Annotated in this window: 24 protein-coding genes; 13 read left to right on the top strand and 11 right to left on the bottom strand. The window is 61.1% G+C overall.

Going from position 1 to position 25,481, the window contains the following annotated elements:
- The first annotated feature begins 324 nt into the window (after positions 1-324).
- Complete coding sequence (locus B9N72_RS19055; RefSeq protein WP_085277782.1) at positions 325-2,172, top strand: methyl-accepting chemotaxis protein; 1,848 nt, start codon at positions 325-327, stop codon at positions 2,170-2,172.
- Between the two features lie 25 nt (positions 2,173-2,197).
- Here B9N72_RS19055 and polX read toward each other — a convergent pair whose 3' ends face one another.
- The 6 genes from polX to B9N72_RS19020 form a co-directional block, all read right to left on the bottom strand.
- A complete protein-coding gene (gene polX, locus B9N72_RS19050; RefSeq protein WP_085277781.1) occupies positions 2,198-3,919 on the bottom strand; it encodes a DNA polymerase/3'-5' exonuclease PolX in 1,722 nt (573 codons plus the stop codon).
- Positions 3,920-3,933: 14 nt separating this feature from the next.
- Positions 3,934-4,479, bottom strand: a complete 546-nt coding sequence (locus B9N72_RS19045) for an HPF/RaiA family ribosome-associated protein (protein WP_085277780.1) — start codon at positions 4,477-4,479, stop codon at positions 3,934-3,936.
- Between the two features lie 46 nt (positions 4,480-4,525).
- A complete protein-coding gene (locus B9N72_RS19040) occupies positions 4,526-5,065 on the bottom strand; it encodes a hypothetical protein (RefSeq protein WP_085277779.1) in 540 nt (179 codons plus the stop codon).
- 213 nt (positions 5,066-5,278) lie between these two features.
- Positions 5,279-6,418 carry a sensor histidine kinase gene (locus B9N72_RS19035; protein ID WP_085277778.1) on the bottom strand — a complete coding sequence of 380 codons (1,140 nt, stop codon included), beginning with the start codon at positions 6,416-6,418 and terminating at the stop codon, positions 5,279-5,281.
- Positions 6,408-7,565 carry a nitric oxide-sensing protein NosP gene (nosP, locus tag B9N72_RS19030; protein ID WP_085277777.1) on the bottom strand — a complete coding sequence of 386 codons (1,158 nt, stop codon included), beginning with the start codon at positions 7,563-7,565 and terminating at the stop codon, positions 6,408-6,410. The genes B9N72_RS19035 and nosP overlap by 11 nt, the downstream gene beginning before the upstream one ends.
- A gap of 773 nt (positions 7,566-8,338) precedes the next feature.
- Entirely contained in the window at positions 8,339-8,692 is a 354-nt protein-coding gene (locus B9N72_RS19020) for a helix-turn-helix domain-containing protein (RefSeq protein WP_085277776.1), read from the bottom strand.
- Between the two features lie 110 nt (positions 8,693-8,802).
- On the opposite strand from B9N72_RS19020, the gene B9N72_RS19015 reads away from it, so the two are divergent.
- The 10 genes from B9N72_RS19015 to B9N72_RS18970 all read left to right on the top strand — a co-directional run bounded on the left by B9N72_RS19015 (position 8,803) and on the right by B9N72_RS18970 (position 21,499).
- Positions 8,803-9,015, top strand: a complete 213-nt coding sequence (locus tag B9N72_RS19015; protein ID WP_085277775.1) for a helix-turn-helix transcriptional regulator — start codon at positions 8,803-8,805, stop codon at positions 9,013-9,015.
- A 332-nt stretch (positions 9,016-9,347) separates the two neighbouring features.
- Positions 9,348-9,887, top strand: coding sequence for a fimbrial protein (locus B9N72_RS19010; RefSeq protein ID WP_085277774.1), 540 nt, complete (start codon positions 9,348-9,350; stop codon positions 9,885-9,887).
- 86 nt (positions 9,888-9,973) lie between these two features.
- On the top strand, positions 9,974-10,732 hold the full coding sequence (locus tag B9N72_RS21650) for a fimbria/pilus periplasmic chaperone (protein WP_085277773.1): 759 nt from the start codon (positions 9,974-9,976) through the stop codon (positions 10,730-10,732).
- 94 nt (positions 10,733-10,826) lie between these two features.
- Positions 10,827-13,373, top strand: a complete 2,547-nt coding sequence (locus B9N72_RS19000) for a fimbria/pilus outer membrane usher protein (RefSeq protein WP_200811060.1) — start codon at positions 10,827-10,829, stop codon at positions 13,371-13,373.
- Positions 13,370-14,476: a fimbrial protein gene (locus B9N72_RS21270; RefSeq protein WP_200811058.1), complete on the top strand. Its 1,107-nt coding sequence runs from the start codon at positions 13,370-13,372 to the stop codon at positions 14,474-14,476. The genes B9N72_RS19000 and B9N72_RS21270 overlap by 4 nt, the downstream gene beginning before the upstream one ends.
- 215 nt (positions 14,477-14,691) lie before the next feature.
- Complete coding sequence (locus B9N72_RS18990; RefSeq protein ID WP_143477878.1) at positions 14,692-14,958, top strand: BapA/Bap/LapF family prefix-like domain-containing protein; 267 nt, start codon at positions 14,692-14,694, stop codon at positions 14,956-14,958.
- A 327-nt stretch (positions 14,959-15,285) separates the two neighbouring features.
- A complete protein-coding gene (locus tag B9N72_RS18985) occupies positions 15,286-15,630 on the top strand; it encodes a hypothetical protein (RefSeq protein WP_143477877.1) in 345 nt (114 codons plus the stop codon).
- A 256-nt stretch (positions 15,631-15,886) separates the two neighbouring features.
- The gene (locus B9N72_RS18980) at positions 15,887-16,666 is read left to right on the top strand and encodes a DUF5602 domain-containing protein (RefSeq protein ID WP_085277769.1); all 780 of its coding nucleotides are present in this window, start codon (positions 15,887-15,889) and stop codon (positions 16,664-16,666) included.
- A 193-nt stretch (positions 16,667-16,859) separates the two neighbouring features.
- The gene (gene sbcD, locus B9N72_RS18975; protein ID WP_085277768.1) at positions 16,860-18,080 is read left to right on the top strand and encodes an exonuclease subunit SbcD; all 1,221 of its coding nucleotides are present in this window, start codon (positions 16,860-16,862) and stop codon (positions 18,078-18,080) included.
- Positions 18,077-21,499 (top strand): AAA family ATPase, encoded by a 3,423-nt coding sequence (locus B9N72_RS18970; RefSeq protein WP_085277767.1) that lies wholly within the window; start codon positions 18,077-18,079, stop codon positions 21,497-21,499. The genes sbcD and B9N72_RS18970 overlap by 4 nt, the downstream gene beginning before the upstream one ends.
- Before the next feature lie 112 nt (positions 21,500-21,611).
- Here the strand turns inward: B9N72_RS18970 and B9N72_RS18965 are convergent, their stop codons facing one another.
- Together B9N72_RS18965 and B9N72_RS18960 are read right to left on the bottom strand one after the other, a co-directional pair.
- Complete coding sequence (locus tag B9N72_RS18965; protein WP_085277766.1) at positions 21,612-22,676, bottom strand: RNA methyltransferase; 1,065 nt, start codon at positions 22,674-22,676, stop codon at positions 21,612-21,614.
- A gap of 22 nt (positions 22,677-22,698) precedes the next feature.
- The gene (locus B9N72_RS18960; RefSeq protein ID WP_085277765.1) at positions 22,699-23,034 is read right to left on the bottom strand and encodes a hypothetical protein; all 336 of its coding nucleotides are present in this window, start codon (positions 23,032-23,034) and stop codon (positions 22,699-22,701) included.
- Positions 23,035-23,144: 110 nt separating this feature from the next.
- On the opposite strand from B9N72_RS18960, the gene B9N72_RS18955 reads away from it, so the two are divergent.
- Positions 23,145-23,786, top strand: coding sequence for a DUF2846 domain-containing protein (locus B9N72_RS18955; RefSeq protein WP_234986053.1), 642 nt, complete (start codon positions 23,145-23,147; stop codon positions 23,784-23,786).
- A gap of 133 nt (positions 23,787-23,919) precedes the next feature.
- On the opposite strand, the gene B9N72_RS18950 is transcribed toward B9N72_RS18955, so the two are convergent.
- The 3 genes from B9N72_RS18950 to B9N72_RS21815 all read right to left on the bottom strand — a co-directional run bounded on the left by B9N72_RS18950 (position 23,920) and on the right by B9N72_RS21815 (position 25,164).
- Positions 23,920-24,141: a RebB family R body protein gene (locus B9N72_RS18950; RefSeq protein WP_085277763.1), complete on the bottom strand. Its 222-nt coding sequence runs from the start codon at positions 24,139-24,141 to the stop codon at positions 23,920-23,922.
- A gap of 148 nt (positions 24,142-24,289) precedes the next feature.
- A complete protein-coding gene (locus tag B9N72_RS20985) occupies positions 24,290-24,874 on the bottom strand; it encodes a primase 1D-like protein (RefSeq protein WP_143477876.1) in 585 nt (194 codons plus the stop codon).
- Positions 24,871-25,164: a hypothetical protein gene (locus B9N72_RS21815; protein WP_407681309.1), complete on the bottom strand. Its 294-nt coding sequence runs from the start codon at positions 25,162-25,164 to the stop codon at positions 24,871-24,873. The genes B9N72_RS20985 and B9N72_RS21815 overlap by 4 nt, the downstream gene beginning before the upstream one ends.
- A gap of 19 nt (positions 25,165-25,183) precedes the next feature.
- On the opposite strand from B9N72_RS21815, the gene B9N72_RS20980 reads away from it, so the two are divergent.
- Positions 25,184-25,481 (top strand): helix-turn-helix domain-containing protein (locus B9N72_RS20980; RefSeq protein ID WP_159453054.1); only part of this gene is annotated, 298 nt, incomplete at its 3' end.

Here is a 25,481-nt window from a genome sequence, read left to right as displayed (position 1 = left end):
GATGGCAACGTCAATTGCATATCATCGTTTTATGGACAAAACGGGCACTCCGCAAGGCAGCGCGGTCGCCGATGAGCGGGTGTCAACCCACGCGGAGCCGGGGTGGGGCGTACTATCCTTCACGACGCTTGCCCGGACAAAAGCCTTTGGCCGGAGTCCGCTCCGACAAGTCGGTATCAGTCGTCTTGCGCTGCCTGACGACCGTGACGCAATCCCCAGGACCGGGCACGTCGACACGCCAGTAACAGCATGACCATGCTATACAAGTAAAACAGCACGTGTGCTGCATGGGTGGGGTTTTTACCGGCGGATAGGGGGAGGGCGATGGTGCACGACGTGGCCGAGGAGAGCCGGGCATTTTTATCCACGGTGCTGCCGACGCCGCGTGAATGGCGTCTTGTCAGAACGGTGGTGCTGGTGTCCCTCGTGATATTTCTGGCCCTGGTGCCGTTTGCCAAGCTCCCGCTCCCACGCGTTTGGGCCTTTATTCCCGTTTACGAGTCGGCGCTGGTCATCAACGACCTGATCACGGCGGTGCTGCTGTTCGGGCAGTTCCGCATCTTGCGCACCCCCGGATTACTGGTGCTGGCGTGCGCTTATCTCTTTACCGCCAGCATGGCCACGGTTCATGCGCTCACTTTTCCCGATCTTTTTGCGCCGGGGGGATGGCTGGGGGCAGGCCCTCAAAGCACAGCCTGGCTGTATATGTTCTGGCACGCAGGGTTTCCACTGTTCGTGATTGCCTACGCCTGGCTGAAAGATCAACCGCGTAGCCGTTTCAGTGGCCGGACACGCTTTACGCCCCTGGCTGTGGCCGGGGTGTTGGGCTTGGTCGGTGCGTTCACCTTGGCCGCCACGGTCGGCCAGGATGCGCTCCCGAAAATCATGCGCGGCAACCATTACACCCCGGCCATGATTTACGTCATCGTCTCGGTCTGGGTCTTCAGCCTGCTCGCCTTGGTGCGGCTATGGCGCTGCCGGGCGCGTTCGGTGCTTGACCTGTGGGTGATGGTGGTGGTCTGCGCGTGGCTGTTCGATATCGCCCTGTCCGCCATGCTCAACGCCGGCCGTTTCGACCTGGGCTTCTACGCCGGGCGCATCTATGGCTTGCTGGCCGCCAGTTTCGTGCTGCTGATGTTGTTGTTCGAGAACGGGATGCTCTACGCGCGTCTCGCCCAGATGCATCAGAGCGAACTGCAAAAGAACGCCACGCTGATGGCGCTGGCCCAGCGCATTGCGGAGGGCGACCTGACCGTACGTGTCGACCCGCAGCCGTACATGGGCAGTGTGGGGCAGGCGTTGGAAGAGATGGTGGATAGCCTGCGCGAGATGACTCATGAAATAAGCGGCGGCGTGGCGGTGCTGGCGAGTTCGGCCTCCACCATTGTGAGCGGCGCCAGTCAGGTCGCCTCCGGTGCCGCCGATACTGCCAGCGCGGTGACCCAGGCGGTCATTACCATGGCCGAGACCAAGCAGACCGCGCTGGTCGCCAGTGAAAAGGCCCAGCATGTGTCGGAAGCGGCGCAGCGTGCCGCCCAGGTATCACAACTGGGCCAGGAGTCGGTGGATGATGCCGTCGTCCGGATGCTGCATATCCGCGAACACATGGGGCAGGTTGCCGCCAGCACGATCAAGCTGACGGAGCATGCCATGATGATCGGCGAAATCATCGCCACCGTGAACGACCTGGCCGATCAATCCAATTTGCTGGCGGTCAACGCGTCGATCGAAGCGGCCAAGGCCGGCGAACAGGGTCTGGGCTTCGGGGTCGTGGCGCAAGAGGTGAGGAGCTTGGCCCAGCAGTCCAAGCAAGCCACGGTGCAGGTACGGTCCATCCTCAACGACATCGGCAAGGCGATCAACGGCGCCGTGCAGACGGCGGAGCAGGGGGCGCAGGCGGTGGAATCGGGCGTGCAGCAATCCAAAGCGGCCGGCGAGTCGATCCGGCAGTTGGCCCAGAGCATTGCCGAGAGTGCGCAGGCAGCGGCCCAGATTGCCGTCTCGGCGCAGCAGCAGCTGGCCGGCATCGACCAGCTTGCGCAGGCCATGGACGATATCAGCGCTTCGGCTACCCGTAACGCCGAGAGCACGCGCGACACCGAAGCGGCGGCGCAATCGCTGCATGAACTGGGGCAGACACTGGAAAGACTGATGCAGCGCTACAAGGCGTGAGGAGGGCGGACCACCCTGCCACCGCTCAGCGCCGCTTGAGGAAGGCCTTCAGTTGTGCCAGCGTTCGGGAGTTGAGCACGTCCTGCCGTTCCAGCCAGCCGCGCCGCGCCTGTTCCACCCCGTAGCGCAGATTGCGCAGATCCGCCGCGCTGTGGGCGTCGGAGTTGATGCTGATCAGCACCCCGGCCTCCTTGGCTTCGCGGCAGTGCAGATCGTCCAGGTCCAGCCGCAGTGGCTGGGCATCGAGCTCCAGCGCACAGCCGACCTCGCGGGCGCGGTGCAGCACCAGGGCGAAATCGACCGCGATCGGCGCGCGCCGCCCGATCAGCCGTCCGGTGGGGTGGGCCAGGATGTGGACGCGTTGGTCGAGCGCGCGCAACAGTCGGCTGGTCTGCCTAGCACGAGAGAGACTGAAGTGGTCGTGCATCGCGGCGACCACGATGTCGAGCCTGTCCAGCAGCGCGGCGGAAAGATCGAGCCGGCCATCTTCCAGAATGTCGACCTCCATTCCCTTGAGCAAGGTGACCCCCAGGCCACCGGCGCTTTGCAGCCGGTCGATCTCGTCCAGCTGCGCCAGCAGCCGCTCCTCGTTCAGCCCGCGGGCAAGGCGTTGCTGCGGCGAATGATCGGTAATGGCGAGATACTCCAGCCCCAGCGCATGCGCGGCGAGCGCCATGTCCTTGATGCTACTCTGCCCGTCGCTGGCAGCGGTGTGGGTGTGCAGGTCCCCGCGCAGATCCTGCCAGGTCAGCAAAGTGGGCAGGCTGCCGTGGCGCGCCGCCTCGATCTCGCCGCGCATTTCGCGCAGTTCAGGGGGGATCACGGGCATTTGCAGCAGGGCGTAGACCGAGGACTCGCTGTCGCCGGCGATGCGTTGCCCGTCACGATACACCCCGTATTCGTTGATCTTGAGGCCGCGCTCTCGCGCCATCAGCCGGAGTGCGATGTTGTGCGCCTTGCTGCCGGTGAAATAGAGCAGTGCCGCGCCAAAACTCTCCGGGCGTACCACGCGCAAATCCACCTGCAGGCCATTCCGCAGCCTCACGCTGGCCTTGGTCGTGCCCTGCGCCAGCACCTCGTCGACGTCTTCATGGGCGGTAAAGGCAAACGGCACGTCGTAGCCTGGCGCGGCGGCCACCAGGATGTCGATGTCGCCGACCGTGTCGCGGCGGCGCCGGTAGCTGCCGGCCACCTCGACCTGCCGCACCCCCGGCACGCGGAGCAGGTAGTCGAGCAGCTTCTCCACGGACGGTCGTACGCTGGCTCGCGGCAGCCGGGCTTGGGTGTCGAGGTGCTTGGCCAGTGCCTGCAACAGCTGCTGTTCCAGTTTGGGACCAAAGCCCGGCAGTCGGCGCACCAGGCCCTGTTCCGCCGCGTGCTGGAGGTGGGACGGCGAGGTGATCGCCAGCTCGTGATAGAGGGTGCGGACCCGCTTGGGACCCAGGCCGGGTAGCGACAGCAAATAGGCGACTGCCGGCGGCACCTCGCCGCGCAGTCGATCAAGCAGCGCACAGCTGCCTGTTTGGGCGATCTCGACGATCTTGGTGCCCAGATCCGCGCCGATGCCGGGCAGCTTGGGCAAAGGCTGCCCTTGTGCCACCAATGCAGCCAGCTCCTGGTGGTATTCACTCAGGGTACGGGCCGCATTGCGGTAGGCGCGGATACGGAACGGGTTCGCTTCTTCAATGTCGAGAAGATCGGCAATTTCCTCGAATACCTGGCTGATCCTGACGTTGTACAAGGGCATGGCGGGTCAATCGGTCAGCCCGGATGGTTGCGCTGCTTGCCGGTGCTGATGCGCTTGGCTTGCCAGCCCTCTTGCGCCGCCTCGGGAAGAAACTTCACCGCCATGCCTTCGCTGAGCTTGTCGAATGCTTGATCGACCAGGTTCTCTGCCGAGAAATAGTAGTCATTGCCGTCCTCGCCCTCGATGAAGCCGAAGCCATCGAGTAGGCGTGCCACGGTGCCGTGGGTGGGCTCCGTATGCTGTTTGGTCTCGCCACGCCGGATGCGGGCATGGTCTTCCAGCATGCGCCGTGCGGCGTCGAAGGCGTCGCGCAAGGCCACATAGACATCTTCGTGGTTTTGCCGGTTGCTGACGACTTCGGTACCGGGCGCTGTCATGTCGATCTGCACGAAGTAGTGTTCGCCCTGGTTGGAGTGGCGGTGCGGTAAGCCGACGGTGACGTTGCAGCCGATCAGACGCGGGAAAAACTGTTCCAGCTTTTCCAGCTTCTGCTGGATATGGCTTGAGAGGGCTTCGGATTCGGGAAGGTTTTCGTAGTTGATTTGCAGCAGACAGGCCATGCTTGCTCTCCTCTGTGTTGTGGCGTGTAACGCAGGGCAAAAGGGTTCAAGGCAGCCGGTAATCCAGCGGCCAGTATTCCTGGATGTAGTCGAGGATGTTCATGTCGGCATTGGGGGAAATGTGCTCCCAGGGGTGGCCGCCGTGATCCAGCCGCACCAGGCGTTTGTGGCGGATGTTGACTTCGTGCAGCGGCAGTCCTTCGGCCCGGTAGCGAGCAAGGTCTTCCTCGTAGCCGGGCGTGTCGAGGTAGAAGAGCCATTCGGTGGCGAAATCGGCTTGCAAGGCTTCCAGCGTGCGGCCGATGTCGTCGTCGATGGGAATCGGCTCCTGCAGTCTGGGGTGGCCACGGCTGTAGTCGTACACCCAGCCGCCGTAGAGGTCGCTGTCCTTGGTGGTGAGAAAACGCTGGGGTTCGTCGGTGAAGAAATCTTCGAGCAGGAAAAAGGCTCGGTGGAAATGCGTGCCCTTGGCTCCGGTAAACCAGCCCATGACGTGGCGCTCGGTGGTGGTGTAGAGCATGGCGCACAACAAGCCGCGTTCCCTGGGGGAAAAGGCGAGATACGTTTCAGCTTCGTGGCGTTTCATCCCGTGTGGCCTTTCACTGTCGCCGTATCGAGGTCGTCCCGACGCCCCACCCGCCGGCGCAGTATTTTCTTGTGAGCCTTGACTGTATTTTCAGTTTAGCTTTCAGATGGGCAGTGTGCGTCAGATCGGGTGCATGACATGAAGCCCCTGGCATCGGGGCCCGTTCGAGTAGAAGCGGGTGCCTATCCGAATCAGGAGCCAGCCCGTTGGACTTCAACGTTCGCTCGAGGAGGGCGCCACGGGTGCGGTAAGTGGCAGCACCAGTTCGAAGCGCGCCCCCTGTCCCGGCGCACTCGACACGCTGATGCTGCCGCCCAGCACGGCGGTCGCCAGATTGTAGACGATGTACAAGCCGAGGCCGCTGCCGCCTTTGCCCAGTTTGGTGGTGAAAAAAGGATCAAAAGCATGCTTGGCCGTGGCCTCGTTCATGCCGATGCCGTCGTCCGAATAACAGAGCGTGACGTGATCCTGCTCGGGCTTGGCCGTGATCCGGATCGTGCCTGAGTCGATGCCTTCGAAGCCGTGCAGCAAGGTGTTGGTGACGAGGTTGGAAACGATCTGCTCGATCGGCCCCGGGTAGCTGTCGAGCGTGATGCCGGTGGCCACCGTGATGTCCAGTCGATGTGCGGTGTGTTTCAACTTGGGCCGCAGCGTCATCAGCACTTCGTCGATGGCCTGGCGCAGGTCGAAGCTGCGCCGCCGCATGCTGGTTTGATCGACGGCCACCTCCTTGAAGGTGCCGATCAGGTTGGTGGCGCGCTGCAGGTTGTTTTCCAGCAATACCACCGCTTCGCCACTGCGGGCGAGAAAATCGAGCAGCGCCTGCTTGCGCAGGGTGCCGGCATCGACTTGCGCCAACAGGGCGTCGAGCATCGCCTTGAGCGATGACGAAACGGTCACCCCGATGCCCAGCGGCGTATTCAGTTCATGGGCGACACCGGCCACCAAGCTGCCGAGCGAGGCCAGCTTTTCGGCCTGAACCAGTTGGTGCATCGCCTGTTTCAATTGGGCGATGAGCAACTTCTGCTCTTCTTTTTCACGTTCCAGCGCCTCGTTGGCTTCTTTGCGTTGTTCGATCTCGCGCTCCATCTGTTCTTGGGCGCGATGCAGGGCGCGGTTGATTTTTTCATTTTCGTGCAGGGCCGCTTCCAACTCCTTGGTGCGCTCGTGCACCTGGTCTTCCAGCATCACCGCGGTCTGGAACAGGCCAAAATCGGAACCCTGGGCGCTCATTCCCCGTTCGGCGCGGTTCATCAGGGCCGTGACGACCTTGTTGAGGCGGGTGATTTCCGCCTGGAGCGCGTCTTCGCCGCGGATGTCGCGGGAGTCCCGGGGCGTTTTGTCAGGGGGCATGGGCTTCTCGCGGGTAACCCAGGGCAATGCCGGTCAGCGTCTGGTTGACGTGCACGCCGTGATATTGCTCGCCGTAGGTGCTGAAGCCGACGACATGGTTTTTGCGCAGCAGGTCCGCCACGGCTTCTTTCGCCCCGCTTTGGGTCATCTCCAGGTTGCGCAGGATGCAATCGCAGGCCAGGACCAGCTGGAACGGGCCGATGTCGGCGCGGATCGTGCCGAAGGTACGCTCGATATTGCCCAGCAGGTCGACGCCGCGCACGACACGCAACACCAAGCCTTCGTCGATGGCGCAGAAAAAGGTCAGGCTGCCATCCGGGTTGGCGCGCTGGATCGAGCGGACATAGTCGGTGCCGTCGATGGTCACCACCACCGGCGAGGCGGCAAACCGCAACGGGTTGAGGTCCCCCACGGCTACGCCGACGACCCGGGCGTATTCCTCGGCGGCGGGCAGGCCATTGATTTCCCTGACGATGCGCTGGCTGGCGTCCGCCTCGGTCACGACCAGCCGTTCTTCCTCGCTGACGAAGTGCTGGGTCTTGAATATCTTGAAGGGCAGGCGGGTGCTGACCAGCAGCAGGACGGCGCTGTCGGGATGAAAGGCCCCGTCGTGGAATACCCAGGTGCGGGTCAGCTTGAGGTTGTCACCAGCCGACCCTCCGAAAAGCGTTATCGTCCCGAGCGCATCCTGCAGTGCACGCGCCACCGGTTCTTCCCGGCGCGACAGACCGTCGATGAGCAGGAACGAGAAACAGTTCGCGGGGTCGACTGCCGATGCAGCGGCCTCCAGTTGCTGCAGCAGGGGTTGCACAAAGGCGGCGCCTTCGCCGATCTGGAAGTGCTGCAAGTCACCGATGCGGCCCGACACCGCGGTGCATGACGCCGCGGGAAAACTGGCGCCAGTCAGCCCTAGATCGTGGTAGCCGACGGGCCCGATCTCTCCGGCGGCGGTACAGCCAACCACCGTGACACCCTGAAACAGCTTCGTCATTTCGTCCGCCAGCGCGTCGAGGTCGTAATCGCTGGAACAGAAAAACACGACCAGTGCCATCCCGGGCTGGCAGACCCCGGCATAGAACTCCCGCACGGCCGCCCGAGCGTCACCGGCGCGCGATTGTGCAGTGCGGATGGTGTTTGGAGTAGTCACGATGACGGGCCCTTTGTAAGTCGCGTTGGCTCCCGCCCGCCTCGAGATGACAGGGGCAGCGGAGAGGCAGCGCTTCGCGATCGTGGGCGTCCAATCCGCCGCTGAACATGAGCGGGGCGATCACCTCACATGAGGGCGCACTCCCGATGGAGGCGTCTCTCTTCTTTATACGTGCAACGTGCGCCACCTGTGCCGTGTTTCTGACATGCGTAGCCAAACGTGCTGGGCTCAGGGCGATGGATCGAGATGGTCGTTTTCTTGCTGGTGGTCGAGCTGGCCCGATGCCCTGATCTTGCCCATTCCATCGTTGTTGGTGCGAATCAGTGGCCGTGCTCTCTGGTTGCTTTTGCCAATGCCTAGACATCAGCAACGATTCCAGCCGATACCCGACCGAGGACACTATCTGCCCTGTTAGTTCCACCAGGACGCCGCCGGTAATCGCGCTGTCTTGGGTGCAGATGTACGGGCACCAATTGTCCGAAGCGAGCCTGATAGTCGGCGCCGACACGGCCGCCAGCGGTAGGGCGGGCAAGCACAACAACGCCATCAAGGCGCGGAGCAGATGTTCATGTGGTCTGACGAGTCAGGGCAGGCTGGTGGCGTTGGTCGCGGGTACTTCAGCTTAGCTCAGGGAGACAGTGCCGCTGTCGTCTTGAACGGTGAGCCTGCCAGCCGGTGTCACGAATGCAGCCACCGGATGGCATGAGGCGTGTGGCCTACACAGAAAATGGCGAAACGTTTTTGAGAGTGTTCCGCTTTACCCCGAGAGCGAATCAGCCCCAGCGCTTGAGAAAGTCGAGCAAGGCTTCCTTCCGTGCCGGCGAGAGCTTGCGGTAAATCGCCTGCAAGGTTTGTTCGTCTTCGGGGAGGGCGGGTTGGACCCGGTATTCCATCGGCTGTTCTTGCGCCAGGCCTTGGTATTCCCTCAGGCCGCGCCCGGTGGCGAGCCACTCGAACCAGACCCCCAGTTCCACCGCCAGTGTCCGCATATTATCGACCGAGGGCTCGGTCTTGCCGTTTTCCCAGTCGGAGATCGCCGGCTGTGAGACGCCCACACGCCGAGCCAGTTCCCCCTGGCTGAGGCGCTTGCCATCCCGCGATTCCCTGATTCTGTGGCCGATTTTCATGCGGCCACACGATATAGGTAAAACCTATATTTTGAAAATAAGAATAAGTTATTGACAAGTGAATAGCCTGAAATTATATTTGTCATATCTGAAACGCATAGGTCATCGTCATGACGCCGCTTCGGATAGCGAGAAAGCAGAAGAACCTCACACAGAAGGCACTTGCCCAGGTGGTCGGGGTATCGCAGGCGCACATTTCCATGGTGGAAAGCGGCAGTGAACGCGCGTCGGCGCAGCTGGCTGAAAAACTGGTGGAGGTCATCGGGCGGAAGCTGATCACGGAGGAGCAGGTTCTTTACCCTGAGCGTTATCAGAACGACTAGGGGGAAGCGCTTGGCAGGAGCGGGGCGATACGTCTTTTCTCGATCCGGGGAAGCGCGCGAACTTTGCGTTCGAAGCACAGCGCATTCCTCTGCCGGGCACGGATTGTCGCACCATGTTTTGAGCGTGAACGGCAGTGTCGAAGCGGTGTATTCGCTTGCCGGGCTTTTTGAAACCGAGCCGTTGGCAACCTATTCTTTTTTTGGTCAAAAAAATGACATAGTCATTAATTGGTCAGCTAGTGGGGTATCTCCGGGTGTTCCTCAGAAAGCACACGGACGAAATTACGCGAGGCGTCGTCAGACGACATTTTTTAACCTAAGGAGCTTTACACATGAAAAAGACACTGTTGTCCGCCATGATCGCCGCTGGCGTCATCGCGATCTCTCAAAATGCCATGGCAGCCGACGGCACCATTACCTTCAACGGTAATATCACTGCGCAGACCTGCACCATCAACGGTAATGGCAGCGGCTCGAAGGATTTCACCATTACCCTGCCGACCGTCTCGTCCTCTACTTTGGCTAGCGCAGGGCAGACGGCCGGCCGCACGCCGTTCAATATCGCGCTGACAAACTGCACGCCGAACACGGGCAATGTGCACGCTTTCTTCGAGGCAGGCCCGACTACCGACGCCACCACCGGCAGGCTGATCCTGAATGCCGGCGGCGCCACCAATGTTCAGCTCGGTCTGCTGAACTCGGACTTCACAGAGATCAAGGCTGGCTTTGCCGACGCCTCGCAGAACTCGAAGTCGGTCGCCATCACCAGCGGCTCGGCCACCCTGCCGTATTACGTGCAGTACGTCGCCACGGGAACCGCCTCCGCCGGTGCAGCCAACTCCAGCGTGCTCTACACCATCGCCTACCAGTAAGTCCACAGGCCTTGGTCTGCTGAAGTGCGGAGCGGCCATGCGGCCGCTCCATTTCGGGTGTTCCTCCAGCTTCCGTTTGCGCAGTCATGAATCCATCGCTCAAGAAATTACTGGCCACAAGCGTCGGCGTGTTGACCTTTCTCTTTGCGCATCCTGCCTTGGCGTCGGTCGTCATTGCCGGAACGCGGATCATCTATGACGCAAAGGAATCAGAAGCCGTTGTCAAACTCAGCAATGAGGGCAAGGCACCGGCACTGGTGCAGGCTTGGATCGACGATGGCAATCCGAAGGCCGCACCTGCCGACATGGCCGTGCCGTTTACCGTAACCCCGCCGGTGGCCCGCATCGACCCGGGCAAGGGGCAGACGCTGCGCATCCTTTATACGGGCGAGCCGCTGCCTCGGGAGCGGGAGTCGGTGTTCTGGCTCAATGTCGTGGAAATACCGCCCAAGCCAGCTGGCGACGAGGCTGAAGTCAACCGGCTGCAATTCGCGTTTCGCTCGCGCATCAAGCTGTTCTTTCGGCCAGTGGGCCTCAAGGGCAACGCAGACGAGGCTCCTGCGCAGATGACCTGGCACCTGATCAAGGCCGGCAACCGGCCTGCTCTCGAAGCGCGCAACCCCAGCGTCTATCACGTCTCCTTCGCCTCGCTGCATGTAACAGGGGATGGCAAGACAGCCCGCTTTGATGAAGGCGGGATGATCGGCCCAGGCGAGACGAAGCTCTTTCCCCTCGCGGGTGAGGTCAGCACAAACGCTCTACATCGGGTGCATTACCAGGCCATCAACGATTACGGTGGCTCGACGGAGGGCGAGGTCGATCTGGGAACTCCGTCCGCTCAGTGAACGAGTGGCGGACCAACCCGAATCACGCCCTCATCCAGGTCCTCATGCCCGACGCTCGATTTGAGTCAGGACGATGCAATTAAAGTCATCACACTTGCCTACCTTCCGCTTAAGCCCGATCAGTGCCGCGCTCGTCTGCCTGTTTGCTGGTATCAGTGCGACAGCCGCCAGCGCTGGCCTGCCGGCTTCCTTCAAGGTGGTGGAAGTCGAGTTCAACGACCAGTTTCTGCGCCAAACCGATGGCGGCCGTGTCGATGTAAGCCGCTTCAACAAAGGTAACGCCGCGTTGCCGGGAACCTATCGTGCTGATCTCTACGTCAATCAGAACTGGCTCGGACGTGCCGAAGTGTCTTTGCGGCAAATTGGCAGTCACCCCCGCGACGTGCAGCCCTGCTTCGACCGTGCCCTGCTCGAACGTATCGGTGTGGATTTGAGCAAGCTCCAGCCCGAGGCCTCCAGCCGTCTGGCCGAGGGGGCTTGTGCACCGCTGCCGGAGTGGGTGAGTGCGGCGGCAGCCGAATTCGACAATGGGGAACAACGGCTCGACATCAGCCTGCCTCAGGTCGCTCTCAAGCGCACCGCCCGGGGCTATGTCGACCCGCAGTACTGGGACGACGGGGTCACGGCCGCTCGGCTTCAATACAATGCCAATGCTTACCGAACCTCCAGCGAGGGACAGTCCACATCGCTGGCTTATCTTGGTCTCAACGCCGGCTTCAATGCGGGCGCCTGGCGCTTCCGGCATCTCGGCAACCTGAACCATGACGACCGGAACGGCACCCATTATCAGGGCGTGCAGACGAACTTGCAGCGTGGTATCCCTGCCATCCGCAGCCAGCTTACCCTCGGCGATGCGTTCACCGACGGCACCGTTTTCGACAGTGTCGGCTTTCGGGGGGCACAACTAGCCAGCGACGACCGGATGTATCCGGAGTCGCAGCGTGGCTATGCCCCCACTATTCATGGTATCGCCAACACCAACGCCCGCGTGCAGGTCCGCCAGAACGGCAACATCATCTACGAAACCACGGTGGCGGCCGGCGCCTTCGTCATCGACGACCTGTATCCCACCGGCTACGGCGGGGACCTGGAAGTGGTCGTGACGGAGGCCGATGGCAGCGTGCGCATCTCGAAGGTGCCCTATGCCGCCGCAGTCAATTCGCTGCGTCCCGGCCTCACGCGCTACCAGATCACGGCCGGGCAGTATCGAAACGCCATTATCGGCAGCGCGCCGGCTATGCTGCAGGCCACGGTGCAGCGCGGCTTCACCAACACGCTGACGGGTTACGGCGGCTTGCTGGCGGCACAGGATTACTCCGCCGCCGCGCTGGGCACGGCTCTCAATACGCCACTTGGCGCGGTCGGTATGGATGTTACCCAGTCCTGGACGCGGTTGCAGAAACAGCCGGATCGCAATGGATACAGCTTACGGCTTGCCTACAGCAAGCTGCTCGAGTCCATCGGCACCAACGTCACCCTGGCCGCCTATCGCTATTCCAGCCGCGGCTACCTGAACCTGGCGGACGCCGTGATGCTGCGCGACGCGGAGAAAGAAGCGCGCGGGCTGGACCTGACCGGCATCCAGCGCAACCGCTTGCAGTTGACGGTGAACCAGGCCCTGCCAGCCGGATACGGTTCCTTCTACCTGTCGGGCTCCACGCAGAACTACTGGAATCGGCCGGGTTCTGATACCCAGTTTCAGGTCGGCTACAACAACAGCTACCGACGGATCACGTATGGCATTTCGGCTTCGCGTCAGTACGACCTGAGCACCAGCCGCTGGGACAACCGCATCATGCTCAACATCGGGATTCCATTGGGCGATGGCCGGCATGCGCCGTATTCCATGACCAGCCTGCAGCGGGACAGCGGAGGCGCCCAAAGCGTCCAGCAAGCCGTGACCGGAGCGCTGGGCGTCGACAACGCTTTCACCTATGGCCTGAGCGCAAGTCATAACGGTGGCGGCGACACACGCGACATCACCAGTGTGGGGGGCAATGCGTCCTATGCGTCGCCCGCGGCCACTTTCACCGCCAATGCGAGCCGGAGCAGCGTCTATCGGCAGGTGGGGGGCGGTATCTCGGGCGGGATCGTCGCCTATTCGGGCGGTGTGGTCTTGACACCGAACATGGGCGACACCCTGGCCATCGTCGAGGCAAAAGACGCCGTCGGAGCACGTGTCGCCAATGCCAGCGGCCTGCGTATCGATCCTTGGGGCCATGCGGTGGTCCCCAGCCTGACCCCGTTCGCCAGCAATGCCATCGAGATCGACCCGAAGGGCTTGCCGATGAATGTGGAACTCAAATCCACCGAACAGCACGTAGCGCCTACTGCAGGCGCCGTTGTGAAGATGCGCTTCGAAACCGAAAACACAGGGCGCACGGCCATCCTCCAGGCCCGTACGGCAGACGGCAAGCCGTTGCCTTTCGGCGCTGAGGTCTTCGATGTGCAGGGGCAAAGCATCGGCACCGTGGCCCAGGCCAGCCGCATCATCGCGCGCAGATTGCATGCAAACGCTGGCGACCTGATCGTCAAATGGGGTAGTGCCACCTCGGAACAGTGCAGGGCGGCATACAGCCTGCCCGACATGGCCGCCAGCAGTGTGCCCCCTTATTCAGCTACAGGATTGGTCTGTAAATGACGTACGCAATGACGGCTGCCTTGCCAGTTTGGCAGCAGGGCAATTCCAGTCGGAACCATCGGCAATTTCTCATGTGGCTAAAGGCTGCCGTTATGCTGTGGCTCGTCACACTGAGCAGCCAGGCTTTTGCCTCTTTGTTTTGCCTCCCCCCAAGCCTTGGGGCGTTCAACTTTAGCCTGCCGACCGGAACCTATGCGATTCCGCGCGATACGCCGGTAGGCACAAGAATCACGCCATTCACCCGCTTTCAGACCAACACCCCGAATGTTTGGACCTGCAGCGAAACGACGAGCGTCTACGTCGGCCCGGTGTACCAGTCGCGACGTGCCTCTGCAGGCATGACGTACTCGGAGGCTGGAAAAATCTACCAAGTGTTCAATACCAACCTCGCTGGTGTCGGCTTGATTATGCAGGCCGGGTCCTCTATCCCAAATGGCGTCTGGTATGGGCAATGGGGGCTCGAGAGCGCCAATTGGGAAAGCGATGGGGCCTTCAGCCAGACCTTCGGTTTTTATAACTACACTTTCGGCGCCGGCATGGCGTTCGCTTTCGTGAAAACCGGGCCTATCACGCCGGGTACGGTATCCCTGTCAGGGGCTATCGCTCAGATTGGCATGTCCGAACGTCCGATCGCCAACGTCAGCAATATCATTCCCGTAATGGTTACGGGCAATCCGGTATTCACCGTGCTGGCGTGCCGCACCCCCAATGTCACGGTCAATATGGGTACGCATCGAGCCTCCGAATTCCGCGGCCCCAATTCCTTCACATCCTCGGTCAACTTCAATCTTGCATTGAACAATTGCCCGGCGGGCATGAACACCATCAAGTACCAGGTTGATGCCGTCACGCCGGCCCTCAATGCGACGAATTCGGTGGTGGCACTGGATGGTTCGTCTACCGCGACCGGGGTGGGATTGCAGTTGCTGAACGGCTCCGGAACCCCCTTTCCGCTGGGCAGCGCCCAGAACTTCAGTGGCTACAACGGCGGCACCGGGGGCAGCTATACCATCCCCTTCAGGGCTCGCTACTACCAGACGGGAACAGCAGTGGAGCCTGGCAAGACCAATAGCGTGATGACCTTCACCATGACCTATCTCTAGGCTGATGCAGCATTTGGCCGGGAGAAGCGCCCATGACTGAGCGAATCTCTTGGTGCAAATGTCCGAATTGCCCAGCGATAGAGTCGCACGCGATGAGCCGAGGCCGGGTTGGTGGCTTACGCATCGACTCATCCCGGACTCGGTCTTCAGTCCTGTTCCAGGCTACGCAAACAAGGCGATGTGCTCATGATTTCAAGGTGGCGAAGGGGGAGTACATGATCGTGATCGTGGACAAGCAAACTCAAAAAGAGTCGACGCTGTTTTGCGCCACCGTGACCGTGGAGTCCCCCTCCATCATTAAGGTGGATATCACGCTGGCGCAAATAAGGTTGTTGAGACGGGATGACAATACCTTGTTTATCGAGAGTGACGGCAGGAGCGTGATGACTATTCATGGCTTCTTTACCGAAGTTGACGGCATCAAAAGTGAGCTTGTTCTTGGTCGGGGAGGGGACGAGGCAAGGGGAGCCGCTGAGTACTGAAAGCCGCCAGGTTTTCATGGGTATCGAAAGGCTGAGCCATGTCTAAGAACCTGTTCACGATCTGTCGCGAGCGGTCCTCAGCGGGGTGAAGAGCAGCGTAGAAACCGGAATGTACAAGTAGTACATGAGGATTTCGAGCAGCACATGAGCCCCGATCAGGAACGCGCAGCAAGATCGTGCACAGGTTCTAACGACACTACGCGGTTCACAGCGATATTCCGCATCAAGCGTCTACCCGGCCCCTCGTTTCGGGCACGAATGAAGGTGGGATTTTGACGTCATTACGGTACGAAACTGTTTTTTTGAGATGTGAACATGAGGCCTCTTATGAACCGCTCCAACCTGATCATCGAGCATTTGAAAATGCTCCCTCAGTTCATGCCAGCCGGGCCGCAGGCCTGTATCGATACGAGAACGGGGGCTCGCATTATTGCTCCCGTCGACAAAGAGCGCGCGGCCGATGGCTATCTGGCGCTGGAATTTCCCGGAGGCAAGATGATTGAAGTAATTGGCGACCAGTATTTCAGGGTGCAACTCGTTAGTGCAGTGGAAATCTGGATCGCCCATGGGCAAGTGACGGGCGATTTGGAAAGCAATGTACGTACGCAGATGAAGCATTTCCACTTCAAGATGGGGCGGCTTACGGGACAGGCGGTGCCTTTGAAGCCCTAACTCAACGTATTTCTGAGCAAATATCAGCCGAGAAACAGGCATTCCAATCCAGATCGTTACTCCCAGAACGGGCTAGTGGAGTGCTCAGAGCATGAAAGATCAAAAACGGACGGCCGAGAGAAGGCTGGTGTCTGGAGGGAGGTCGAGGTCTGAATCCCCCTGAAAAAGGCGGCATGCTTCACTAAGATGCAAGCACACCAGTCGTTGGTCTCCGAGCGGACGGCAATCCGTTTATCCACTTCAGGGAGTGAGAAGAATGATGGGAATGCATGCACTCAGCAAGTCACCGCCCTTGACCCTTGCGATGGTCGCCATCATGGCAATGGCCTCCGGATGGGCACAGGCCAAGGAGACCGTATACGAAGGGAAACCGGTGCGCATCGGCCAGGGCCAGGCCCACACCGTGGTACGCACTGACGCCAGCGGCAAACCGATCTCGATCAGTCTGGTCTTCACCGAAACCGCGCTGAAAGGGCTGCCCGCCGCGGCGGGCGGACGCTCCGATTTTACCTATCAGCTCGGCATGCCACGAAAAGGCCCCAGGACGGTGGTGGACCACGTGGTCATCGACTGGGAATCAGCCGGCCATCCGCCCCCCAAGGTGTACGACGTGCCGCATTTCGACTTTCACTTCTACCTGGTCAAACCTTCCGAGCGGATGAAGGTGGCGTTCAAGAACGAGGGCGAATCCGGCGATCCGTCCCAGCAGCCGTCGGCCGAACTGTTGCCTGCCGGTTATATCGTGCCCCCTGGTACCGCCGTGCCCGGGATGGGCGTCCATGCGGTCAACCCGCACGCGCCCGAGTTCCAGGGGCAGCCGTTCACGGCTACCTTCATTTACGGCTACCACGACAAGAAGCTGACCTTCCTCGAGCCCATGGCCACACTCTCGTTCCTGGAGTCGCAACCCACTTTCTCGGCGCCCATCCCGAGGCCGGCAAGCTACAGCAAGCCAGGCAGCTATCCTTCCAGCTATAGCGTCAAATACGACCAGGCCAGCAAGAGCTACGAAGTGACGCTGGCAGACCTGCAATAAACCGTTGCAGCGAGGGCGTGCCAGCCACGCCCTCGCTGGCTTCTCTTCCCTCCACATCCATGTTCCAGCACCGGGCCGCAGGCGGATTGCCGTCGCCGGCAAACAGGTCACGATTCACCTCGATCCGGGAGCGCATGCTCTTGGCACACCCGACTTGCTACAATCCACCGCATTGCAACGTCTCCGCTTCCCAATGCGCATCCTCCATACCTCTGACTGGCATCTGGGCCAGCACTTCATGGGCAAGACCCGTCAGGCAGAGCACCACGCTTTCATCGACTGGCTGATCCAGCAAGTTCGCGACCACGCCGTCGACGCCGTCATCATCGCCGGCGACATCTTCGATACCGGCGCCCCGCCCAGCTATGCGCGCGAGCTCTACAACCAGCTGGTGGTCGCGCTGCACAACGCTGGCACCGCCTTGCTGGTGCTGGGCGGTAACCATGATTCGGTGGCTACCCTGGGTGAGAGCCGCCCCTTGCTGGCCTACCTCAGCACCACCGTCATCCCCGCCGTGGAAGACCCGCTCGATCAACAGGTGCGGGTGCTCAAGCAGCGTGATGGCTGTCCCGGTGCCATCGTCTGCGCCATTCCGTTCATCCGTCCGCGCGACGTGATGCAGAGCCAGGCCGGGCAGAGCGCGGAGGAGAAACAGCTGTCGCTGCAGGAAGCCATCCATCGCCACTATCAGGCCGTGTATCAGCTCGCCTGTGCCAAACGCGACGAACTGCGCCTGCCTTTGCCGATTATCGCCACCGGCCATCTCACCACCGTGGGGGCCAGCGCCAGCGAATCGGTGCGGGAGATCTACGTCGGCGCGCTGGAAGCCTTCCCGACCACCGCTTTTCCGCCTGCCGATTACATCGCGCTGGGCCATATCCACCGGCCGCAGAAGGTGGGCGGGCTGGAGCACATCCGCTACAGCGGTTCGCCCATCCCCTTGAGCTTTGACGAAGCCAGCCAGCAAAAGGAAGTGCTGCTGGTGGACGTCGATGATCTCGGCCTGATGGGCATCACGCCGCTGTCGGTGCCACGCTTCCAGCAACTGGTTTCGCTCAAGGGAGATTTGAAGACGCTGGAAAGCCAGATCCAGGAGGCCGCCCAACTGGGCAGCGCCGAGCAGCCGGTGTGGCTGGAAGTGCTGGTGAAGGGGGACGACTACCTGTCGGATCTGCAAGCCCGCATCCAGGCTATGACCGAAGGCCTGCCGGTGGACGTGCTGCGTTTGCGCCGGGATCGGGGCAATGCCGCCGCCGCCCTGCAAGCCGCGGCCAAAGAAACGCTGGACGAACTGACGCCGTTCGACGTGTTCGGCAAGCGGCTGGAGCAGGAAGTGCTGGACGAGGCGCTACGGGCAAAGCTGGAGGCACGCTACCGCCGTATCGTGACCAGCCTGCAGGAGGGCGAGGCATGAAAATCCTGACCCTGCGCCTGAAAAACCTCAACTCGCTCAAGGGCGAGTGGAAAATCGACTTCACCCAGCCGCCGTTCAAGGACAACGGCCTGTTCGCCATTACCGGTCCCACCGGCGCCGGCAAGTCCACGTTGCTGGACGCCATCTGTCTGGCGCTGTACCACGAAACCCCTCGCCTCAAGACCATCTCCGCCTCCTCCAACGAGATCATGACGCGCCACACGGCGGATTGCCTGGCCGAGGTGGAGTTCGAGGTGAAGGGGCAGGTCTACCGCGCGTTCTGGAGCCAGCGCCGCGCCCGCGACAAGGCCGATGGCCAATTGCAGGCCCCGAAGGTGGAGCTGGCCGATGGCGCCGGCAACATCCTGACCTCCCAGATCAATGACAAGCTCAGGCGCATCGAGGCGATCACCGGGCTGGACTTTGCCCGTTTCACCAAGTCGATGATGCTGGCGCAAGGCGGCTTTGCTGCCTTCCTTAACGCCAGCGCCAACGAACGTGCCGAGCTGCTGGAAGAGCTGACCGGCACCGACATCTACGGCCAGATTTCGCAGCGCGTGTTCGAGCAGGCGCGCGATGCCAAGCAGGCGCTGGATCAGCTCAAGGCCAAGGCAGACGGGGTCGAGCTGTTGCCCGAAGAACGCCGGCAGGCGATGCAACAGCAAATCGGCGACTTCGCGGAGCAGTTGGTGGCATTGCAGGCCGAACAGGAGCAAACCCAGCACCTGCGCCAGTGGCGCTATGAAGTGGGCCAGGCTGAGCAGGCCGAACGGCAAGCCCGGGATGCCGAACAGGCCGCCCAGGACGCACTCCGTCAGGCCGGGCCGGAACTGCAACGGCTGCAACAGAGCGAGCCGGCCGAGGCGATCCGCCCCGTCTACCTGGCGTGGCAGGACGCGACGGCCCGGCAAGGCCAGACCCGAAGCGCCCTGGGACGTGTGCTGGAACAGCTCGCCGCCAGCCGGCAACAGTCGGTGTCGGCCCACTGGCAGGCCAAAACCCTCGCCGAGGGCGTGGCGATACGTGAGCAGCAACGCTGCCAGACCGTGCAAGACGAGTTGCAGGCACGCCAGGCGTGGCTGACACAGCACGCCCATTTTGCCGGGCTGGGCGAGAAGCTCAGCGGCTGGCAGAGCGAGTACGGCCAGCTCCAGCAAGTGCAGCAGGCCGTGCAGCAGTGGCAAATCCAACTGCAGGCGCAGCAGGGCGAACTGGCCGATATCGAAACCCGCCTGACCCGACAAGAACAGGTCTTGCAGCAAGCCACTGCTCGCCACGAACACAGTCGGCAAGCCACGCAAGAGGCCGAGCGCCAGGCGGCCATGCTGCTGCAAGGCCAGACGCTGGCGGGCCTGCGCGACAGCTGGCAGCGCACCCAGGAACAGGTGCAGGCGTGGCGGCAGCTTACCCAGCAGTCAACGCAGCTGCGCCAGCTCGCCGCCCAGCGCGGGCAACAGCAAACCGGCATTGCCGATACCCACCAACAGTTGGCCAAACAGCAAGCCGTACTCGACGCACTGCGTCGCGACTATTGGCAGCTGAAAGAGCAGGTGGACGACAAGCGCAAGCTGCTGCAGCAAGAGCAGCGCATCCAGAGCCTGGAGGCGCACCGCGCCGCGTTGCAGCCGGGCGAGGCCTGCCCCTTGTGCGGCTCGCACGAGCACCCCGGCATCCAGTCCTATCAGCAACTGGACAGCTCCGCCACCGAACGCGCCCTGCAGGAAAAGGAAGCCGCGCTGCAGCGGCTCGAAGAAAGTGGCAACAGCACCAAGAGCCAACTCGCCAGCCTGACCGGCCGGCAGGAGCAGCAGCAACAGTCCCTCGCGGCGCTCGTGCAGTCTCTCCAGCTCGCCCAGACCGAGTGGAACGCCAAGGCCGCTGAGCTCGGCGTGGACGATAGCGGGTGGCAGCAAGAATCCGCCTTGCAGCAAGGGCTGGTCACGGCGGAGCAGCAGGAAGCCGCCCTCAAAACCACGCTGCAGCAGGCCGAGACGGCTCAGCAAAGGTTGGCCGAAGCCCAGCAGCAAGAGGGGCAGGACGCCGCACAACGGCAGGAAGCCGGCCAGCAGCATGAACTGCTGCTGCAAAGCCAAGCCCATGCGGCCAAGCGCCTGGCCGAGCTGCAAGAACAGCGGGACGTCGCCTCGCACGCTGCACAGCAAGCCGGCGAGTGCCTGCTGGCCTCCATTGCCGCCGCCGGATTCTCGGTCGATGGCGACATGGCCCTCTGGCTGGCCGGGCGCCAGCAAGACTGGCAGGCGTGGCAGGCCAAACAGCGCGAGCAGCAACAGTACGAAGCCGAACTGCTCAAGCTGCAAGCCCGCAGCGAACACGCCGCCAGCCAGGCTCTGGCCTGGCAGGCGCGCTGGAGCAAGCTGGGGGTCGCTGCGCCCGAACAGAGTGCCGATCCAGTGCTGGACGAGGCGGCGCTCACCCACTGCGCCGAGCGGGTAGAAGCGCTGTCCGCACAGATCGCCAGCCTGCAAGGCCAACAAGCCCAACTGGCGGCAGACCTGCAGACGCAGCAACGGCAAGGCGTCGAAGCCGAAACCGCCTGGCTGGCGGCGCTGGCGATCAGCCCGTTTGCCGATGGCGACGCCTTCCTGCAAGCGCTGCTGCCCGCGGAAGAACGCCAGCGGCTGCAAGCCCTGCGTCAGCAACGACAGCAAACACTGGAGCGGAGCCAGGCCGTGCGCCACACCGCCGCCGCGACCTTGCTCGCCCTGCAACAGCAGGCGCGCACGCCGCTCACCCTCGCGGAACTGGATGCCGCACTGGCTGCGCTCGACGCGCAACGACAGGCCCTCTCCAGCCAGCAAGGCGCCTTGTTGGCGCTGCTCAACGACGACGCCCAGCGCCGGGCAAGCCAGCAGGCATTGTTCCAGCAGATCGAGCACCAAGCGGCCGACGTGGATATCTGGCAGCGGCTCAACAGCCTCATCGGCTCGAAAGAGGGCGACAAATACCGTAAGTTTGCCCAGGGGCTGACGCTGGACCACCTGATGCACCTGGCCAACCGCCACCTCGAACGGCTGCACGGCCGCTATCTGCTGCAGCGCAAGCCGACCGGCGAGCTGGAGCTGGAAATTGTCGACACTTGGCAGGCGGACGTCACGCGAGACACCCGCACGCTGTCGGGCGGCGAGAGTTTCCTGGTCAGCCTGGCCCTCGCCCTGGCGCTGTCCGACCTGGTCAGCCACAAGACCTCCATCGACTCGCTGTTCCTCGACGAAGGCTTCGGCACGCTGGATGGCGAAACGCTGGAGGTGGCCCTGGATGCGCTGGACGCCATCAACTCGAACGGCAAGTCCATCGGCGTCATCAGCCACGTGGCCGGTATGCAGGAGCGCATCGCGGTGCAGATCGTCATCCGCAAGGCCAGCGGGCTGGGCGCTTCCCGCATCGACATCACCGCCTGATGGTCGCCCCAGCCGCCGGTCCCCGAGCGGCGGACGGCGTCAGGCGAACAAAAAGCCCGGTCACTGGACCGGGCTTATCTCTGCCTTGTGGCAAGGGCGCGAGCGGTAACGCTCACGCCTGCGGAGTGGTCTTTACCGCGTTTGCCCGCCGCAGCAAGCGGCTGTGGTCGATCACCTCCGCCGCCCGCGCCCGCAGTTGCCCGCAGCCGCCGTCGATATCCTGCCCGGCCGAATCGCGCACCTTGGTCAGCACACCGTGGTCGTGCAGATAGCGCTTCATCTGCTCGATGCGCTCGGCGGACGGGCGCTGGAAGTGGTCACCCTCCACGCTGTTGTACGGAATGATGTTCAGCACGCCGTATTTGCCCTTCAGCAACCGCACCGCGGCGTCCATTTCTTCCTGCGTGTCGTTGACGCCGGCCAGCAGCGTCCACTGGTACTGGATCGGGTAGCCGACACGGCGGGCATAGTCCTCGCCCAGCGCCACCAGCTCCGCCGGGTCGTAGCGCGGCGCACGTGGCAGCAACTGGGCGCGCAGCTCGGCGCGGGTAGTGTGCAGCGACAGCGCCAGCGCTGGCTTGATGCGCTGCTGCGGCAGCCGCTCGAACACGCGCGGGTCGCCCACCGTGGACAGCACCAGGTTCTTGTGGCCGATATTGCCGTCGCTGCCCAGCAGGTCGATGGCGTCCAGCACATTGTCCAGATTGTGCGCCGGCTCGCCCATGCCCATGAACACCACCTTCTTCACCGGCCGGATGCGCCGCGCCAGCGCCACCTGCGCCGCGATCTCGGCGCTGCCGAGCTGGCGCAGCAGGCCGCTCTTGCCGGTCATGCAGAAGGTACAGCCCACCGCGCAACCCACCTGGCTCGACACGCACAGCCCGTCGCGCGGCAGCAGCACGCTCTCCACCATCTGGCCGTCGTTGAGTGCCACCAACAGCCGCAGCGAGCCATCCGCCGCCGGGTGCTGCGACTGAATGCGCGCCAGCCCCTCCACCTGCGCCGCAATCGGCCGCAAGCCATTGCGCACCGACAGCGGAAAATAATCCTCGCTCTTCTGGCGACGGGTGCCGGCATCCAGCGGCTGCCCTTTGAGCCAGGCGCGATGGATACGCCCGATGTGACAGGGAAGGGCGCCGATGGAGGCGAGGGCGTGCTGGAGGTCCTGGATACGCATGGGAGCTTCTGAAACGTTGTGCTTACGGCGCGGCCTTGCCGCCCTCGCTCTGGCAGGCCAGCCCCTTGCCGGCAAACCCGCCGTACAGCATTAGCTGCCTCGGGTCCTTGCGCGACAGCGCAAATGTATCCGGCAGGCTGCGGTCACCCTCGTTCTTCGGCCACACGAGCTGCCGCTTCTCGTCCATGAAACCCTGGTAGCGAGCGCCGGCCCGGCTCAGCTCCACCGTCTGCGTCTGGCGGTTGTAGCTAAAGGCATTCTGGTCGGGACAACGAAAACGGCCGTGCAGCGGCTCCCGTTGGCAAGCGCACAACAGCGCCGGCAGCAGCCAACAGGCTAGGCGGGGGAGAGCGTTCATCGGGCAAATCGTGGGTGACGGAGGTGGGGCGACACTATAGCACGACACAGGCCAGCCCGGTTTGGCTCCCCGGCCGATGCGATGCCCGAGGGGGCTCAGGGACTGAAGGAATGGAGGCTTGGAAATTGGCGAGGCGGGAAGGGGAGCCGGATGTTTCTGACCGTCGCTATCCGACCAGAAATGCCAATGGTGTTATGTCCATTACCGGCATATTCAAATACAATCTCGCTGCCACCCATCATGACATTGGCAATGCCGCGTGCCAATCCAGCCGCAGCTGGAAAAAACGGGCCCTACACAAGAGAAACCTCATGAAGAAAAGCTTGCTTGCCGGCCTGCTGGCCGCTTCCGTACTGTTTACCGGGTGCGCTTCGGTACCGATGGGCGATCCGAAAGCCGATGCCCAGCTCAAGACCTTTGCGGCACCGCCTGCCGACAAGTCCGGCATCTACATCTATCGCAACAGCTTTGTTGGCCAAGCGCTGAAGAAAGACGTGTACCTCAACGGTGAGCGCCTCGGCGAAACCGCCAACAAAGTCTATTTCTACCGTCAGGTCGCTCCGGGCAAGCAGACCGTTAGCACCGAATCCGAGTTCAGCAACAACGACCTCGACCTGATTACCAATGGCGGCCAGAACTACTTCATTGAGCAATACATCCGCATGGGGGTGTTTGTTGGCGGCGCTAACGTGAAGCTGGTGAGCGACGAGGAAGGCAAGAAGAACGTACTGGAAACCAAGCTGGCCAAATAAGGCTGGTAACAGAGATGAACAAGCCCGGCAATGCCGGGCTTTTTTCTTTCGAAATGCCTATCGTGCAACATGGTGGGAGGGGCTGAAGTGGCGAAGCCCAGCGCACCGTGCATGATTTCTGCCGCCTAGGACGTTATTCCCCACTATCCGCGGATTCGCTCTCTCTATCCATCAGCGCCGTTTCATCTTGTGGCTGCTGGTTTTGCTGTGCGTTTTCCATGGACAAATCAAGTGATTGAGAAACGGTCTCTTCGAGTGTTCCAAGTGCTTCTGCTGGTGCCTCGCCCAGCACTTTGACGTTGGTTTGGGTGGCCGCGTCGGTAATCTGTCCATTAACGAGGGTGGGGTCTGCCATGGGATTTTCCTATCCGGATGGTGAGCAAGGTGGGCTGGACTGATTCCGTTAAGCCCTGTAGTAATCACGAGTGTAATGCGTGTTATTCGTCAAGATAAAGCTCAATATTGGTATTTATTTTATTGGCCTGATTTGCCATTTTGATAATTTATTCAATATTATTAAATGGACTTATTTCTTCAGGTAAGGAAAGATAATAATTTCCGTTCTTGCTCCATCGCAAAGTTGAATACCCGGCAAGCAGTCTGTGGCCAATCCACCTGGGGTCAACAGTTGGGGTCATGTTCTTCTGGTTGCTTAGCAGTAACCTCCCCATTAATTTGACCCATTCGTCAGTTGTGATTAATCTTCTCCCATATCCATGAAATGACCTGCCGCTTTTATACCAGCGTAACTCGCTGTATAACCTTTCTTCTAGATAGTTTTTTAATTTTTCTAGATGGGCTTTTGAAGCGGTATTCATGTCTACCATTGGGATGTGTAGTTTTTTTCCATTTAAGGTTTTTACATCTGAATGAAGAGAGATGTTTTGCTCGCCGCTTAAATTATTGATTATTTTTAATATGTGCTGCTCGTCCAGAAAATCGGATCTTGGTATGTGAAAAATTTCCCTATTGTCATTAATGGAGTTTGGCGTATATTCATATATGCTAATTGAGAGATGGGATATCTCTTGGTGATTCTGAATCAAGCTAACAATATGCCAATATGGATGGTGTAATGGAATAGTCATAAAGTCTTAATGCCTGACAAAGTTCTGTAAAGTTCAATACTATAATCGTCGGTCATTCCGGCTAGAAAATCAACCACAAGATGCGCTCGCGCAAGCCACTCGTTTTGTGTTTCCGTTAAATCTGATAAATGTTTATTATTGGCGGCGTGGTGATAGGCTTTGATGTGTTTTTCAGGAAATAAAACCAATAATTTCTTTTCAAGAATTATTGGATTCCCTTCTGAGTCACTTTTGTTTGAATTTAATGAACATTGAAATCTGTCCTTTGAGCATTCTAAGTAGTGCCGCACAACTAAGTTGGAATGATTTTTGCTTCTGTTTGCGTATCTCCCTGATGCCGGTTCGACGATGCGTAAACTCACATTGACCTTGAATGAAGCTGAAGTCTGCACTCTTGAACAATTAGCCAAAGCACACCCCAAGGAATATTTCCGCTTGCGCGGCAAGGCGTTGATTGCTGTCAACCAAGGTCAGGACATTGCCACCGTTGCCGCCGTGTTGCGAATCAGCGGCGAGAGCATCAGAACATGGATTCACAACTGGGAACGCCACGGTCTAGTCGGCATCCTGAATGCTCGTGCCGGTGGACGGCCAGCCAAACTGACCG

Source organism: Pseudogulbenkiania subflava DSM 22618, assembly GCF_900177275.1.
Classification (GTDB): Bacteria; Pseudomonadota; Gammaproteobacteria; order Burkholderiales; family Chromobacteriaceae; genus Pseudogulbenkiania; species Pseudogulbenkiania subflava.
The sequence above is the reverse complement of the archived record's forward strand: the minus strand, read 5'-3'. Positions and strand labels throughout refer to the sequence as shown.